The 14484-nt window shown below is 67.0% G+C and carries 13 protein-coding genes; 5 read left to right on the top strand and 8 right to left on the bottom strand.

All coding sequences use genetic code 11. The annotated features are described in order from the left end of the window. Positions 1 to 8: 8 nt before the first annotated feature. The 3 genes from hemL to HWX09_RS04690 all read right to left on the bottom strand — a co-directional run bounded on the left by hemL (position 9) and on the right by HWX09_RS04690 (position 2680). Positions 9 to 1292 carry a glutamate-1-semialdehyde 2,1-aminomutase gene (hemL, locus tag HWX09_RS04700; RefSeq protein WP_027783787.1) on the bottom strand — a complete coding sequence of 428 codons (1284 nt, stop codon included), beginning with the start codon at positions 1290 to 1292 and terminating at the stop codon, positions 9 to 11. A 178-nt stretch (positions 1293 to 1470) separates the two neighbouring features. Continuing rightward, positions 1471 to 1923, bottom strand: a complete 453-nt coding sequence (locus HWX09_RS04695; protein ID WP_027783788.1) for a hypothetical protein — start codon at positions 1921 to 1923, stop codon at positions 1471 to 1473. 61 nt (positions 1924 to 1984) lie between these two features. Then, a complete protein-coding gene (locus HWX09_RS04690; RefSeq protein ID WP_227789546.1) occupies positions 1985 to 2680 on the bottom strand; it encodes a hypothetical protein in 696 nt (231 codons plus the stop codon). 11 nt (positions 2681 to 2691) lie between these two features. Here HWX09_RS04690 and HWX09_RS04685 point away from each other — a divergent pair, with 11 nt between their 5' ends. Then, positions 2692 to 3909: a Bcr/CflA family multidrug efflux MFS transporter gene (locus tag HWX09_RS04685; protein WP_027783790.1), complete on the top strand. Its 1218-nt coding sequence runs from the start codon at positions 2692 to 2694 to the stop codon at positions 3907 to 3909. A gap of 104 nt (positions 3910 to 4013) precedes the next feature. Here the strand turns inward: HWX09_RS04685 and HWX09_RS04680 are convergent, their stop codons facing one another. The 3 genes from HWX09_RS04680 to zwf form a co-directional block, all read right to left on the bottom strand. After that, positions 4014 to 5942 carry a bifunctional transcriptional regulator/glucokinase gene (locus HWX09_RS04680; protein WP_027783791.1) on the bottom strand — a complete coding sequence of 643 codons (1929 nt, stop codon included), beginning with the start codon at positions 5940 to 5942 and terminating at the stop codon, positions 4014 to 4016. Then, entirely contained in the window at positions 5920 to 6600 is a 681-nt protein-coding gene (gene pgl / locus HWX09_RS04675) for a 6-phosphogluconolactonase (RefSeq protein WP_027783792.1), read from the bottom strand. The genes HWX09_RS04680 and pgl overlap by 23 nt, the downstream gene beginning before the upstream one ends. Positions 6601 to 6688: 88 nt before the next feature. Then, entirely contained in the window at positions 6689 to 8158 is a 1470-nt protein-coding gene (gene zwf, locus HWX09_RS04670) for a glucose-6-phosphate dehydrogenase (RefSeq protein WP_027783793.1), read from the bottom strand. Between the two features lie 427 nt (positions 8159 to 8585). Here zwf and HWX09_RS04665 point away from each other — a divergent pair, with 427 nt between their 5' ends. The 4 genes from HWX09_RS04665 (at position 8586) to ugpC (ending at position 12987) form a co-directional block, all read left to right on the top strand. Next, the gene (locus tag HWX09_RS04665) at positions 8586 to 9833 is read left to right on the top strand and encodes an ABC transporter substrate-binding protein (RefSeq protein ID WP_027783794.1); all 1248 of its coding nucleotides are present in this window, start codon (positions 8586 to 8588) and stop codon (positions 9831 to 9833) included. A 137-nt stretch (positions 9834 to 9970) separates the two neighbouring features. Next, positions 9971 to 10909 carry a sugar ABC transporter permease gene (locus HWX09_RS04660; RefSeq protein WP_027783795.1) on the top strand — a complete coding sequence of 313 codons (939 nt, stop codon included), beginning with the start codon at positions 9971 to 9973 and terminating at the stop codon, positions 10907 to 10909. Beyond that, the gene (locus tag HWX09_RS04655) at positions 10899 to 11756 is read left to right on the top strand and encodes a carbohydrate ABC transporter permease (RefSeq protein ID WP_011544828.1); all 858 of its coding nucleotides are present in this window, start codon (positions 10899 to 10901) and stop codon (positions 11754 to 11756) included. The genes HWX09_RS04660 and HWX09_RS04655 overlap by 11 nt, the downstream gene beginning before the upstream one ends. A 112-nt stretch (positions 11757 to 11868) precedes the next feature. After that, positions 11869 to 12987, top strand: a complete 1119-nt coding sequence (gene ugpC, locus HWX09_RS04650; protein WP_027783796.1) for a sn-glycerol-3-phosphate ABC transporter ATP-binding protein UgpC — start codon at positions 11869 to 11871, stop codon at positions 12985 to 12987. A gap of 91 nt (positions 12988 to 13078) precedes the next feature. Here ugpC and HWX09_RS04645 read toward each other — a convergent pair whose 3' ends face one another. After that, positions 13079 to 13702: a trimeric intracellular cation channel family protein gene (locus tag HWX09_RS04645; protein ID WP_027783797.1), complete on the bottom strand. Its 624-nt coding sequence runs from the start codon at positions 13700 to 13702 to the stop codon at positions 13079 to 13081. Beyond that, positions 13689 to 14468 (bottom strand): Smr/MutS family protein, encoded by a 780-nt coding sequence (locus HWX09_RS04640; RefSeq protein ID WP_027783798.1) that lies wholly within the window; start codon positions 14466 to 14468, stop codon positions 13689 to 13691. Before HWX09_RS04640 ends, HWX09_RS04645 begins: the two co-directional genes overlap by 14 nt. Positions 14469 to 14484: the final 16 nt, after the last annotated feature.

The raw sequence follows: 14484 nt of genomic DNA, 5'->3' as shown, positions 1-14484 counted from the left end.
GCCCCGGGTCAGGCGGCGAGTGCCGCGAATGCGCGGCGCGCGGCCGCGAGCGTCGCGTCGATCACCGCGTCGTCGTGCGTGCTCGACACGAAACCCGCCTCGTACGCGGACGGCGCGAAGTACACGCCCTCGTCGAGCATCAGATGGAAGAAGCGGTTGAAGCGCTCGATGTCGCTCTTCGTGACTTCCGCGAAGCTGGTCGGCACGCGTTCGGCGAAGTACAGCCCGAACATCGCACCGATCGAGTCGGCCGCGAACGGCACGCCGGCCGCGCGCGCTTCGGCCGCGAGGCCGTCGGCGAGCCGCTTCGTCTGCGCGGTGAGCGCGTCGTAGAAGCCCGGCGCCTGGATCAGCTGCAGCGTCTTCAGGCCCGCGGCGACCGCGATCGGGTTGCCCGACAGCGTGCCGGCCTGGTAGACGCCGCCGAGCGGCGCGAGGTGGGCCATGATGTCGCGGCGGCCGCCGAACGCGGCGGCCGGCATCCCGCCGCCGATCACCTTGCCGAGGCAGGTGAGGTCGGCCGCGATGCCGTAGTACGCCTGCGCGCCGCCGAGCGCGACGCGGAACCCGCACATCACCTCGTCGAAGATCAGTACGGCGCCGTGCTTCGTGCACAGCGCGCGCAGCGCATTCAGGAATTCGGGCGTGCCGCGCACGAGGTTCATGTTGCCGGCGACCGGCTCGACGATCACCGCGGCGATCTCGTCGCCGAACGCGCCGAATGCTTCCTCGAGCGCGGCGACGTTGTTGTATTCGAGGACGGTCGTGTGCTTCGCGATGTCGGCGGGCACGCCGGCCGACGTCGGGTTGCCGAACGTCAGCAGGCCCGAGCCGGCCTTGACCAGCAGGCTGTCCGCGTGGCCGTGGTAGCAGCCCTCGAACTTCACGATGCGGCTGCGGCCCGTGAAGCCGCGCGCGAGACGCAGCGCGCTCATCGTGGCCTCGGTGCCGCTCGACACCATCCGCACCTGCTCGATCGACGGCACGAGCTTGCAGATTTCCTCGGCGATCTCGATCTCGGCTTCGGTCGGCGCGCCGAACGAGAAGCCGTCGGCGAGCACGTTCTGCACGGCCGACAGCACTTCCGGATGGACATGGCCGACGATCATCGGGCCCCACGAGCCGATGTAGTCGATGTACTGCTTGCCGTCGGCATCCCAGAAATACGGGCCTTGCGCGCGCGCGACGAAGCGCGGCGTGCCGCCGACCGAACGGAACGCGCGCACCGGCGAGTTGACGCCGCCGGGAATGGTCTTCTGGGCGCGTTCGAAGAGGATCTGATTGTTGGACATGAGCGAAACCTGCGAGAGAACGGCGCGGGGGCCTGTGCACGGGCCGCGGCGCCTGGGCGGAACGATCGTCTGATTGTACCGGAGACACGCGACGCAGGCCCGCCGGCCGGCCCGCGGCCTTTCGGCGCGCGAGGGATGCCCGGCGGGACGCGCGGGGCCGATTCGACCCGGTTTCCGGTTATCGCGGCGGCTTGCGCTTGCCGGTCAGCTCGGCCCAGCGCTTTTCGAGCGGACCTTCGACCATCGGCTTGATCGACGTGCCGGAGCTCTGCGCATCCCAGGTCTGTACCGAATACGGATGGACGCGCAGCGCGGCGCGTGGAATCACGACGTCCTGGTGCGCGTCGGCCAGCCAGTCGTACACGAAGTCGATGCACAGCCGGTAGCCGCGCTTGGTCGACGGATCGGGCACCTCGTACGGCGCGTGTGTCACGTAGCCGGAGCCGAACACACCCTTGGGCTCCTTCGCGACGCGGTGCAGGAACACGCGATCGCCCGGCAGGATGCCGCGCGCGAAGCCGCAGCCCCACACGTCATGCACGGCCTCGCCGGCCTTCACACGCGCGGCGACGTCGGGCAGCTCGGGCCATGGCCATTTCTTGGGGCTCCAGATCAGCAGGAAAGCGGTCATGTACCCGGTTCGGCAGGGAGTTGCTCAGAGAGGCGCAAGCTTAACCGAATCGCCGTACCGCTCATGTGATGAGCGAAACACCAAACGGCAGGCCGATCAGGATTCCCATCGCGGTGGACTGCATTTTCGACTGCCGCGTCGTTTCCAGAAGCGGGTTGGCGACGGCTTCCGCTGCTGCGATGAAATATAGGAACGCATAAGTGAATATGGCTGCGGCTCGGTAGGAACCTGAGCAAGCGGCGACGATCGCGGTGCCGGCCATGACCATTGCCGCGGTCACCGCCGCTGCCACGGTTCGTCTCGTAATGCGGGCGATGAGACGGTCGAGCCACGGAAGCGGGTGATTGCGTTTCAGCTTCATCCATTCCGAGGGTAACCGGAGCGACCATACAAGCAACAGGCCAATCACTACTCCGTAGAACACGATTTGCTCCATCATCAGATCGGTTCCCCAGTCATGTTTGCCAAACCGAAGTCCGACGAGATGGACTAGCGCGAAAACAATGCCAACCACGCCGAAATCCAACGCGTGGTCTCGCATTTCGGTGCTCACAAGCATCCAGGGTTTCGATTGTGGCTGCATCTTTCCCTCCGATGGAACGAATTCGTAAGATGGATGATAGGTACATCGACTGCGGCGCGGTAGTCCGAGGCAGGCGAAAAAGTTGCGCGTACAATCATGGGCCTGAACGCGCCGCGTGCGGCGCGGCATCCCGTCTTCACCGTCACGCGCGCCCCGATGCGCGCTGGCTTCCATTCCGGATACCCATGTCCCACGTCGTCCGGCGCCGGCCCGATGCCCGGCTGATCCTGTTGCTCGGCGCGCTCGCGGCCTGCGGGCCGATCGCCACCGACATGTACCTGCCGAGCCTGCCGTCGATCGCCGCCGGCTTTTCCGTCAGCGCCGGCGCCGCGCAGCGCACGCTGACGAGCTTCATGGCCGGCTTCTCGATCGGCATGCTGCTGTACGGCCCGCTGTCCGACACGTGGGGCCGCCGCCCGGTGCTGCTGGGCGGCATCGCGCTGTTCACGCTCGCGAGCATCGGCTGCTTCGTGTCGGGCTCGATCGACATGCTGATCGTCGTGCGCTTCCTGCAGGCGCTCGGCGCGGGCGCCGCGTCGGTGCTCGCGCGTGCGATCGCGCGCGACGCGCACGAGCCGAGCGACGCGGCGAAGGTCCTGTCGATGGTCGCGATCGTGACCGCGGTCGGGCCGCTCCTCGCGCCGCTGATCGGCGGCCAGATCCTGCGTTTCTCCGGCTGGCGCGGCGTGTTCGTCGTGCTGGCCGTGTTCGGCGCGATTTGCGCGACGACCGCGTATCTGCGGGTGCCCGAAACCTGGCCGAAGGAGCGGCGCAAGAGCGCGGCCGTGCTGGCGTCGTTCGCATCGTACGGGCGCATTCTGTCCGACCCCGTCGCATGGGGGCACATGCTGTGCGGCGGGATGGCGTTCGCTTCGATGTTCTCGTACATCACCGCGACGCCGTTCGTGTACATCGAGTATTTCCACGTGTCGCCGCAGCACTACGGGCTGCTGTTCGGCCTGAACGTCGTCGGGATCATGATCGGCAACTTCGCGAACACGCGCCTCGTCGGCCGCATCGGTTCGCTGCGCATCATCGCGGCCGCGTCGCTCGTGAGCTGCATCGCGTCGCTCGCGGTCGCGCTCGTCGCGCTGACGGGGTGGGGCGGGCTGTGGTCGATCGTCGTGTGTTTGTTCTTCGTCGTCGGCGTGGTCGGGATCCTGTCCGCGAACTGCACGACCGACCTCATGCACCGCTATCCGCACAACGCGGGTGCGTCGGCGGCCGTGTTCGGCGCGATGCAGCTCGCGCTCGGCGCGCTGGCGAGCGTCGCGATCGGCGCACTCGCGGACGGCACGCCGTTCGCGATGGGCGTGACGATCGGCGTCACCGGCGTGCTGTGTTTCGCCGGGCGCTACCTCGTGCTGCGCTGGCACGGCCGGCCGGTGAAAGCGGGCGCCTGAAGCGCACCGTCGGTCGGGCCGCACAATGAAAAACGCCACCGCGCGCGATGCGCCGGTGGCGTTTTTCGTTGGGACGCGGGCGGCGGCGGTTGCCGCGCCGCGCGTCAGTCCCGCGCGACGTCCTTCGCCGCCGGCGATGCGCCGTGGCTCAGCCAGTCGAGCACGTCGGCCGTTTCGTCGTCGGCGGCGCGCGCCTTCGCCTGCGCGACGGCCTCGGGCAGCTCGCCGTTGGTCGACGCGCGACGGATCGCCACGCCGACCGCGAGAATGTCGATCATCAGCAGATGCAGAATCCGCGAAATCATCGACAGCTGCGATTCGCGCATCTCGATGTGATCGGTCTCGAGCGCAACGGTCGCGCGCTTCGCGAGCGGCGTGTTGCTCGACGTGATCGCGATCACCTTCGCGCCGGCCTGCATCGCGACGTCGAGCACGCGCAGCAACTCGGGCGCGCGTCCCGACTTCGACACCGCGACGATCACGTCGCCCTTGCCGAGCAGCGCGGCCGACGCGGCCTGCATGTACAGGTCGCCGTACGCGATCGTCGGAATCCCGAAGCGGAAGAACTTGTAATGCGCGTCCTGCGCGACGATGTTCGAGTTGCCGAGCCCGTAGAACTCGATGCGGCGCGCGCCGTTCAGGATCTCGATCGCGTTCTCGACGTGCTCGAAGTTCAGGTGCTCGCGCAGTTGCAGGATCGCGGACACCGTGTTGTCGAGCACCTTCGCGCCGAAATCGGTGGCCGTGTCGCCGAGATGCACCTGGCTGTGGCTCATCGGAATCGTGCCTGTGAGGCCGGTGGCGAGCTTCAGCTTGAAGTCCGACAGCCCCTGGCAGCCGAGCGAGCGGCAGAAGCGGATCACCGTCGGCTGGCTCACGTCCGCCTTGCGCGCGATGTCGACGATGGGGTCGTTGATGATCGAGCGCGGATGGTTCAGCGCGAGATCGGCGACGCGGCGCTCGGCCGGCGTCAGCGCGTCGCGCATCTGGCGGATCCGCTCGAACACGGCCGACGACGCGCCGCCCGAACGGTTCGACAACTGCTCTGCGAGAATCGCCGACACGCCGAGGAACGCCGGATATTCGGCGGTGATCAGGTAGGTCGGGATGTTCTCGAGATAGTGCGCGAAGCGGCCCTTCGCCTCGAAGCGCGCACGGAACGACGAGCGCGTGAACAGCTCGCCGAGCTTCAGCGCGACACCGCCGCCGATATAGACGCCGCCGAGCGCGCCGAGCGTCAGCGCGACGCTGCCGGCGAACGAGCCGAGAATGCCGCAGAAGCATTCGACGGTTTCGAGCGCGAGCGCGTCGCCCGCATGTGCGCGCTCGACGATCTCGACCGTATCGACGGACGCGGCGACGCGCTTCTTGTCGCGCGCGGCGAGCGCCCGGTAGATGATCTCCATGCCGGGGCCCGCGCACACGCGTTCGAACGACACGTGCGGAAACTTCTTGCGCGCGTACTGCAGCACGAGATCCTCGCGCTCGTCCTGCGGCGCGAACGACGCATGACCGCCTTCGCTGCCGAGCGCGATCCAGCGGTCGTCCGCCGGAATCAGGCCCGATACGCCGAGCCCGGTGCCGGGCCCGAGCAGCCCGATCACGCTGTTCTGGCGGCGCGTGCCGCCGCCGATCTGGACGCGCTGCGCATCGGTCAGGCCGGGCAGCGCCATCGCGAGCGCAGTGAAGTCGTTGACGACCAGCAGCGTGTCGAAGCCGAGCGCGCGGCGCGTCGCCTCGATCGAGAAGCGCCAGTCGTGATTGGTCATCGTGACCTGATCGCCGTCGACCGGGTTCGCGATCGCGATAGCCGCGTGATTCACGCGGCTGATCTTCACATCCTTCAGATACTTGCGGATCGCGTCGGTGATCGTCGGATAGTCGGCGCCGGGATACACGCGGATCTGCGTGATCTCGCCCGGGCCGGTTTCCAGCGCGAAGCGCGCGTTGGTGCCGCCGACGTCCGCGAGCAGGCGCGGGCCGTCGGCATGCTGACCCGCGACGACCGCCTTACTTTGCGCACCAGTAGACATCGAGCTGGGTCCCCTTGTCGTTGGCCAGTTGGGAAATCGCGTTCTTCTGCAGCGACGCGGCCGCGGCGTCGAGCACGTCGCGTTTGCGGGCACCCGCGATCAGCAGGAACAGCCGGTCGACGCGCTTCAGCGCATCGAGCGAATAGCTCACACGTGCATGGGGCGCCGCGCCCGGATGCACGGCGACGAAACGCTCGGACGTCGTGATCGCGTGGTCCCATTCGGGCGCGTCGGCGAAGATCGACGCGGTGTGGCCGTCCTCGCCCATGCCGAGCACCGCGACGCTCGGCACGCGGTAGTCGGCGTTCGCGTTGAGCGCGGCGACGTGTGCCTCGAGCGTGGTGCGCGTGTCGACGAGCGGCAGGAAGCGGGCGGGGGCCGCCGCGTGCAGCAGCAGCGTGTCGCGCACGAGTTGCGCGTTGCTGGCCGCGTCGTCGTCCGGCACCCAGCGGTCGTCGACCAGCGTGACGTCGACGCCGGCCCAGTCGAGCGCCGCATGCGACAGCGTGTGCAGGAACGGGCGCGGGCTGGTGCCGCCGGACACCGCGAGCGTCGGGCGCGCGGGGCCGGCGAGCGCCGCGCGCAGCGCCTCGCCGACGGCGCGCGCGAGCGCTTCGCTTTGCGCTTCCTGGGTGTCGAAAGCGTGGATCTCGATCACATCTCCTCCGGACTGCTTTGTCTGTTCAAATCGTACGAATCGTGAGGCACGTTGCCGCGTACGGTGGCGTACGCGGCAACGGTTTGCATCAATTTTCTTCTTCGAGCCAGCAGGTGTCGTGCTGCGCGAGCATCGCGCTCGACGCGGCCGGCCCCCACGTACCTGCCGCATACGGCTTCGGCGGCTTCAGCGTGCGCGCCCATTCGTTCAGGATCGGCTCGACCCACTGCCATGCGGCTTCCTGTTCGTCGCGACGCACGAAGAGGGCGAGCCGGCCGTTGATCACGTCGAGCAGCAGGCGCTGGTACGCCTCCATCTGCCCTTCCTTGAAGAACTGGTCGAACGCGAGATCAAGGTGCACGCTCGCGAGATTCATCCCTTCGCCCGGCTGCTTCGCGAGGCAGTACAGGCGGATCGTCTCGTTCGGCTGCAGCCGGATCACGAGGCGGTTCGCACCGGGGCGCAGCGCGGTCGGCCCGAGCGCCGAGTGCGGCACAGGGCGGAAGTTGACGACGATCTCCGCCACGCGGTCGGCCAGACGCTTGCCGGTGCGCAGGAAGAACGGCACGCCGGCCCAGCGCCAGTTCTCGATCTCGACCTTCAGCGCGACGAAGGTTTCGGTCTGGCTGTCGGGCTTCACGCCCGGCTCGGTCGCGTAGGCCGGCACCTGCCCGCCCTTGATCACGCCCGCATGATACTGGCCGCGCACCGCGACCTTGCCGATGTCGCGCGGATCGATCGGCTTCAGCGCGCGCAGCACGCGCAGCTTCTCGTCGCGCACCGAGTCGGAATCCATAGAGTGCGGCGGCTCCATCGCGACGATCGACAGCAGCTGCAGCAGGTGGTTCTGCACCATGTCGCGCAGCGCGCCCGTATTGTCGTAGAAATCGCCGCGCGCCTCGACGCCGAGCTCCTCGGCGATCGTGATCTGGATGCTCTCGACCCATTCGCGGCGCCACAGCGGCTCGAACAGCGCATTGCCGAAGCGCAGCGCGAGCAGATTCTGTACCGGCTCCTTGCCGAGATAGTGGTCGATCCGGTAGATCTGGCCTTCCGCGAAGATCTCGCCGACCGCGTCGTTGATCGCATTCGACGACTTCAGGTCGTAGCCGAGCGGCTTCTCGAGCACGATGCGTGCGCCTTCGTTCAGCCCGACCGACGCGAGCGCCTTGCAGATCGGCACGAACAGCGACGGGCCCGTCGCGAGATAGAACACGCGGATGCCGGGCAAGTGCGCGACCGCATCGCGCAGCACGACGTAGTCCTCCGCGCGGCCGAGGTCGAGCTTCACGTACTCGATGCGTTCGAGGAAGGATTTCCACCCGCTTTCGTCGAATGCCTTGCCGGCGGCCTTCGCCGCATGCGGCTTCACATGCGTGTCGACCCATTCGAGATAGCCGGCCCGATCCGATTCGTGCCGCGCGACGGCAACGATCCGGCCGCTTTCCGCGAGCATGTTGCCGCGGTGCGCTTCGAACAGCGCGGGCAGGATCTTGCGCATCGACAGGTCGCCGGTGCCGCCGAAAAGTACGAAGGTAAAGCTGGAATCGGTATGCATGTGTCTCCGCCAATGGGGGTGCTGGGAAGCGATCCGTAGTGCGATAAAAATATTTTTGACACTGAATTGTAGTTTAACTACAATCCGCCGCAAGGGGTAGCACCCGGGTGAAGAAAAAAAGAAGTGCGGTCGCCGAGCCGCGCGAGCTTCGCCTTCGGGAACGCCTTGTGCCGAATGGTATCGGACATTGACGGCGCGCATCGTCCGCGCACCGTCGACCCCGGGCTCGCGTCGCAGCATCGCGGCGGGCCAGAAACACAAAGAGGAGACACGCCGTTGAATCTCGATTCACGCTTTCTGTAAGAGCCCGGCCGGTCATCGGCCCGTACGCTGCATGCGTCCCGCGGCTCGATTTCCCCGTCGTTTATCAAGAAGCCGGTTCCCCATGGGAACTTAACGAGTTGATTCAGTCTGGAGGAGATAAGTAATGAAAGTTCGCTCGATCATGGGCGCGCTCTGCGCCGCAGGCCTGATGGCTGGCGCCGTGGCGGCGCAGGCAGCCGAAAATGTAACCGTGCTGCACTGGTGGACGTCGGGCGGCGAGTCGAAGGCCGTCGGCGTGCTGAAGGACGACGTGCAGAAGCAGGGCTACGTGTGGAAGGACTTCGCGGTCGCGGGCGGCGCCGGCGCCGCGGCGATGACCGCACTGAAGACCAAGGTGATCAGCGGCGACGCTCCGTCGGCCGCGCAGATCAAGGGCCCGCTGATCCAGGACTGGGCCGACCAGGGCGTGCTCGTCAACATCGATTCCGTCGCCGGCGACTGGAAGCAGAACCTGCCGCCGGAAATCGACAAGATCATCAAGTACAAGGGCCACACCGTCGCCGCGCCGTTCTCGGTGCACCGCGTCAACTGGCTGTACATCAACAAGGCCGCGCTCGACAAGGTCGGCGCGAAGGTGCCGGCCACCTGGCCCGAATTCTTCGCGGTGGCCGACAAGCTGAAGGCCGCGGGCATCCAGCCGGTCGCGATGGGCGGCCAGCCGTGGCAGGACCTGACGCTGTGGGAAGACGTCGTGCTGTCGCAGGGCCCGGCGTTCTACAAGAAGGCGCTGGTCGACCTCGACCAGGCGACGCTGACGTCGCCGCAGATGCTGTCGGTGTTCGACACGGTGCGCAAGATCCAGGGCTACTTCGACACCGGCCGTAACGGCCGCGACTGGAACCTCGCGACCGCGATGGTCATCAACGGCAAGGCCGGCATGCAGTTCATGGGCGACTGGGCGAAGGGCGAGTTCGAGAACGCCGGCAAGAAGTCGGGCAAGGACTACATCTGCGCACCGGTGCCGGGCACGGCGAACGCGTACACGTTCAACGTCGATTCGTTCGTGTTCTTCCAGCAGAAGGGCGAGAAGAACGCGACGCCGGGCCAGCTCGCGCTCGCGAAGACGATCATGACGCCGGACTTCCAGGAGCAGTTCAGCCTGCTGAAGGGTTCGGTGCCTGTGCGTCTCGGCGTGAAGATGGACAAGTTCGACGACTGCGCGAAGAAGTCGTATGCCGACGAGCAGACCGCGATCAAGTCGGGCGGTTTCGTGCCGTCGCTCGCGCACGGCATGGCGCAAAGCGACGCGACCGCCGGCGCGATCACGGACGTCGTGACGAAGTTCATGAACTCGCAGCAGGATTCGAAGAGCGCGGTCGCCGCGCTCGCGAAGGCCGCGAAGGTCAAGTAACGCGCGCCAGGCGCCCGGCCGGACACGCTTCATCGGCCGGGCGTTTTTGCATGTGCAGCAAACGGGCTCGCCCGCGGGCCCGTGCCGTACCGGCGCCGGCCCGGCCTGCGTCGCCCTCGTTCCAGGAGTCGAATCAAGTGGCTGCCCCTCTTAGCGGAAACGGATCCGGCGCTGCCGCCGCACGGCGTACGTCGCCGATGTCGGCCTTCGCCGATCGCTGGATCCCGAAGCTCGTGCTCGCGCCGAGCGTCGCGATCGCCGTGGTGTTCATCTACGGCTTCATCCTGATTACCGGCTATCTGTCGCTGACCAACTCGCGGCTGTTGCCCAACTACGAATTCGACGGCTTCGGCCGTTACACGGACCTGTTCCAGAACGACGTGTGGTGGACCTCCGCCGCGAACCTCGGCTGGTTCGGGATTCCGTTCATCGCGATCTGCGTCGGGCTCGGGCTGTTCCTCGCGATCCTGCTCGATCAGCGGATCCGCAACGAAGGCGCGCTGCGCGCGATCTTCCTGTACCCGATGGCGCTGTCGTTCATCGTCACCGGCACCGCGTGGCAGTGGATCCTGAACCCGGGCCTCGGCCTCGAGAAGGTGATGCACGACTGGGGCTGGACGAGCTTCTCGTTCGGCTGGCTCGACGATCCGGACAAGGCGATCTTCTGCGTGGTGATCGCGGCCGTGTGGCAGTCGACCGGTTTCGTGATGGCGCTGTTCCTCGCGGGGCTGCGCGGCGTCGACGGCGAGATCTTCAAGGCCGCGCAGGTCGACGGCGCGACGCTGCCGACCATCTACCGCAAGATCGTGATCCCGAGCATGCGCCCGGTGTTTTTCTCGGTGCTGCTGATCCTCTGCCACATCACGATCAAGACCTTCGACCTCGTCGTCGCGCTGACGGCCGGCGGCCCGGGCACGTCGTCGTCGTTGCCGGCCATGTTCATGTACACGTTTTCGTTCAACCGCGGCCAGCTCGGGCTCGGCGCGGCGTCCTCGGTGATGATGCTCGCGACCGTGGTCGCGGTGCTGGTGCCGCTGATGTATATGGAATCGAGGAGCACCCGCAATGCAGCCTAAGATGACGATCAGCCGGGCGGTGATCTATGCGGCACTGATCCTGTTCGCGCTGTATTTCCTGTTTCCGATCTACGTGATGCTGTCGACGTCGTTCAAGGACCTCGACCAGTTGCGCACCGGCAACCTGCTGACGCCGCCCACCACGTGGACCGTCGACCCGTGGGTGAAGGCATGGAGCGGCGCGTGTACCGGCGTGCGCTGCGACGGGATGAAGCCGTTCTTCCTGAACTCGCTGCAGATGGTGATTCCGGCCGTGCTGATCTCGTCGCTGATCGGCGCGTTCAACGGCTACGTGCTCACGCACTGGCGCTTTCGCGGCGCGGACGCGCTGTTCACGATGATGCTGGTCGGCTGCTTCATCCCGTTCCAGGTGATCCTGCTGCCGATGGCGCGCCTGCAGGGGATGCTCGGCCTCGCGAACACGATTCCGGGCCTGGTGTTCGTGCACGTCGTGTACGGGATCGCGTTCACGACGATGTTCTTCCGCAACTTCTACGTGAGCGTGCCGGCCGAACTCGTGAAGGCCGCGCGCATCGACGGCGCCGGTTTCTTCACGATCTTCACGAAGATCCTGCTGCCGGTGTCGCTGCCGATCTTCATGGTGTGCCTGATCTGGCAATTCACGCAGATCTGGAACGACTTCCTGTTCGGGATCGTGTTCTCCGGCGTCGATTCGATGCCGATCACGGTGGCGCTGAACAACCTCGTCAACACGTCGACGGGCGTGAAGGAATACAACGTCGACATGGCCGGCGCGATCATCGCCGCGCTGCCGACGCTGCTCGTCTACATCGTCGCCGGCCGCTACTTCGTGCGCGGGCTGACGGCGGGCGCGGTGAAGGGGTAAGCGCGGCTTTATCCGATACGACGAACCGGCCGCGCAGCACGCGCGGCGCATCGAAACGAACCCGACGCGGCGCCCGAATGCGCCGCGCGAGACGAGACAGAGGATTCACAGCATGGCAAGCCTTTCCATCCGTGACGTGTACAAGACCTACCCGAACGGGGTGCCGGTCCTGAAGGGTGTCGACATCGAGATCGAGGACGGACAGTTCCTGATCCTGGTCGGCGGCTCGGGCTGCGGGAAGTCGACGCTGCTCAACATGATCGCCGGCCTCGAGACCGTGACGAGCGGCGAGATCTGCATCGACGGCAAGGTCGTCAACGACCTCTCGCCGAAGGATCGCGACATCGCGATGGTGTTCCAGTCGTACGCGCTGTATCCGTCGATGACGGTGCGCGAGAACATCTCGTTCGGGCTGAACATCCGCAAGGTGCCGAAGAACGAGCAGCAGCAGATCGTCGACCGTGTGTCGTCGATGCTGCAGATCCAGCATCTGCTCGACCGCAAGCCGGGGCAGCTGTCGGGCGGCCAGCGCCAGCGCGTCGCGATGGGCCGCGCGCTCGCACGCGATCCGTCGCTGTTCCTGTTCGACGAACCGCTGTCGAACCTCGACGCGAAGCTGCGCATCGAGATGCGCGCGGAAATCAAGCTGCTGCACCAGCGCCTCGGCACGACGATCGTCTACGTGACGCACGACCAGATCGAGGCGATGACGCTCGGCGACCGGATCGCGGTGATGAAGGACGGCGTGGTCCAGCAGTTCGGCGCGCCGCAGGAGATCTACGATTCGCCGTCGAACCTGTTCGTCGCGGGCTTCATCGGCGCGCCGCCGATGAACTTCATCAACGGCCGGCTGGTCGAGCAGGGCGGCGGGATCGCGCTCGAGATCGATACGGGCCTGGCGCGCAGCGCGCTGATCCTGCCGTTCGACGCCGCGAAGCTGAAGTCGCACGTCGGCCGCGAGGTGATCCTCGGGCTGCGTCCGGAGCGCATCACCGACGCGCGCCACGCGCACAACGGCGAGGCGTCGAACCTGCAGCCGATCGACGTGCGCGTTGACGTGACCGAGCCGACCGGGCCGGACACGCACGTGTTCGCGCAGGTGAACGGCAAGCGGATCGTGAGCCGCGTGCATCCAGCCGCGAACCCGCAGCCGGGGCAGACGCAGTCGCTGCTGTTCGACGTGTCGAAGGCGGTGCTGTTCGATCCGGCGTCGGAAGAGCGGATCGCGTGACGCGGCGTTCGCGCTGAACGACGGAGAAGGGGTCGTCTCGAATGAGCGGCCCCTTTTGTTTCCGGCGGTGCGGTTGGTGCCGTGGCGGCGCTCAATGCGGCAACCGCACGTCGAACTTGAACGTCGCGAGCCGCGCGACGAGGATGAAGCCGGTCGCGAGCAGCACGCTGTACACCGAGTCGCACTGCAGCCACACGAGCAGCAGGTAGAACCAGCAGCCGACGAACGCGCAGGTCGCGTACGGCCGCGAATCGCGCAGGATCAGCGGGATGTCGTTGCACAGCACGTCGCGGACGATCCCGCCGACCACGCCGGTAATCACGCCCATCATCACCGCGATGAAGCGCGGCATCTCGGCGTCGAGCGCGATCGCCGTGCCCGAGATGCTGAAGATGCCGAGCCCGATCGCATCGGCGATCAGCAGCAGCCGTTCGGCCGACAGCCGCGACAGCATCCGCAATACGAACGGCGCGAACAGGGCGAGCACGAAGATCGCGATCACGTAGTCGTCGTGCACGACCCAGTAGAACGGCCGGCGCTCGAGCAGGATGTCGCGCAGCGTGCCGCCGCCGAATGCGGTCGCGAGCGCGACGACGAACGTGCCGACCGAGTCGAGGCGGTTCTTGCGCGCCTCGATGAACCCCGAAATCGCGAAAGCCAGCGTGGCGATCGCCTCCAGTACCGCGATCGCGAGCGTCAGCCTAGGATGCGGCACGCGGCCCCCGCTCGGCCGGCGCCGGGTGCGGCTGCAGCAGCACGAGCACCGCGCCCGCACCGCCGTCGTGGCCGCGCGCCTCGCAGAACGCGATCACTTCTTCCTTCTGCACGAGCCATGCGCGCACCTTGCCCTTCAGCACGGGCTCCTTGCCGATCGAGCCGAGCCCCTTGCCGTGGATCACGCGCAGGCAGCGCAGCCCTTTCTTGCCGGCTTCGCGGATGAATTCGGCGAGCGCATCGCGCGCTTCGTCGCGCCGCATGCCGTGCAGATCGATCTGCGCCTGCACGATCCACGCACCGCTCCTCAGCTTGCGCACGACGTCGCGGCTGATGCCCGGGCGGTGGTAATACAGCGAGTCGTCGCTGTCGAGCAGCGTCTCCGGATCGAATTCGTCGGACAGCGTCGCGTTCAGCACGGCTTCCTCGTCGCGCTGCGTCTGCTTCGGCAGCGGGTCGGGCGGCATGCGGCCGGACGACGCGCGCGGCGGCGCGTTCAGCGGCCGGATCGTGCCGATTTCGTTGCGGAACAGATTCGCGTCGGCTTCCGCCTTGCGCTCGGCCTTCGCGGTTTCGACGCGCGCGCGTTCGCGACGATCGGCTTCGCCTTGCAGCGACTTGCGCAATGCGCCGAGGCCCGCGAGGCCCTGGCCGCGCAAGGCGGCCGCATCGGGCGCGGGCGGCGGCGCCTCGGGCGCCGGGGTCACGGGACGGGCAGCGATCTTTCGCTTCGCGGGATCGCTCGGATGGGGCTGGTTCTTCGCCATGATTCGGTAACGGGGC

The sequence above is a fragment of the Burkholderia sp. BCC1208 genome, from assembly GCF_902833095.1.
Classification (GTDB): domain Bacteria; phylum Pseudomonadota; class Gammaproteobacteria; order Burkholderiales; family Burkholderiaceae; genus Burkholderia.
The sequence above is the reverse complement of the archived record's forward strand: the minus strand, read 5'-3'. Positions and strand labels throughout refer to the sequence as shown.

Excerpts from the sequence above, each read along its gene's own strand:
- HWX09_RS04695 (WP_027783788.1), bottom strand. The coding sequence starts at position 1,923 with ATGACCGCTTTCCTGCTGATCTGGAGCCCCAAGAAATGGCCATGGCCC.
- zwf (WP_027783793.1), bottom strand. The coding sequence starts at position 8,158 with ATGCATACCGATTCCAGCTTTACCTTCGTACTTTTCGGCGGCACCGGC.
- HWX09_RS04685 (WP_027783790.1), top strand. The coding sequence starts at position 2,692 with ATGTCCCACGTCGTCCGGCGCCGGCCCGATGCCCGGCTGATCCTGTTG.
- HWX09_RS04655 (WP_011544828.1), top strand. The coding sequence starts at position 10,899 with ATGCAGCCTAAGATGACGATCAGCCGGGCGGTGATCTATGCGGCACTG.
- HWX09_RS04690 (WP_227789546.1), bottom strand. The coding sequence starts at position 2,680 with ATGGAAGCCAGCGCGCATCGGGGCGCGCGTGACGGTGAAGACGGGATG.
- hemL (WP_027783787.1), bottom strand. The coding sequence starts at position 1,292 with ATGTCCAACAATCAGATCCTCTTCGAACGCGCCCAGAAGACCATTCCC.
- HWX09_RS04665 (WP_027783794.1), top strand. The coding sequence starts at position 8,586 with ATGAAAGTTCGCTCGATCATGGGCGCGCTCTGCGCCGCAGGCCTGATG.
- HWX09_RS04680 (WP_027783791.1), bottom strand. The coding sequence starts at position 5,942 with ATGTCTACTGGTGCGCAAAGTAAGGCGGTCGTCGCGGGTCAGCATGCC.
- HWX09_RS04640 (WP_027783798.1), bottom strand. The coding sequence starts at position 14,468 with ATGGCGAAGAACCAGCCCCATCCGAGCGATCCCGCGAAGCGAAAGATC.
- ugpC (WP_027783796.1), top strand. The coding sequence starts at position 11,869 with ATGGCAAGCCTTTCCATCCGTGACGTGTACAAGACCTACCCGAACGGG.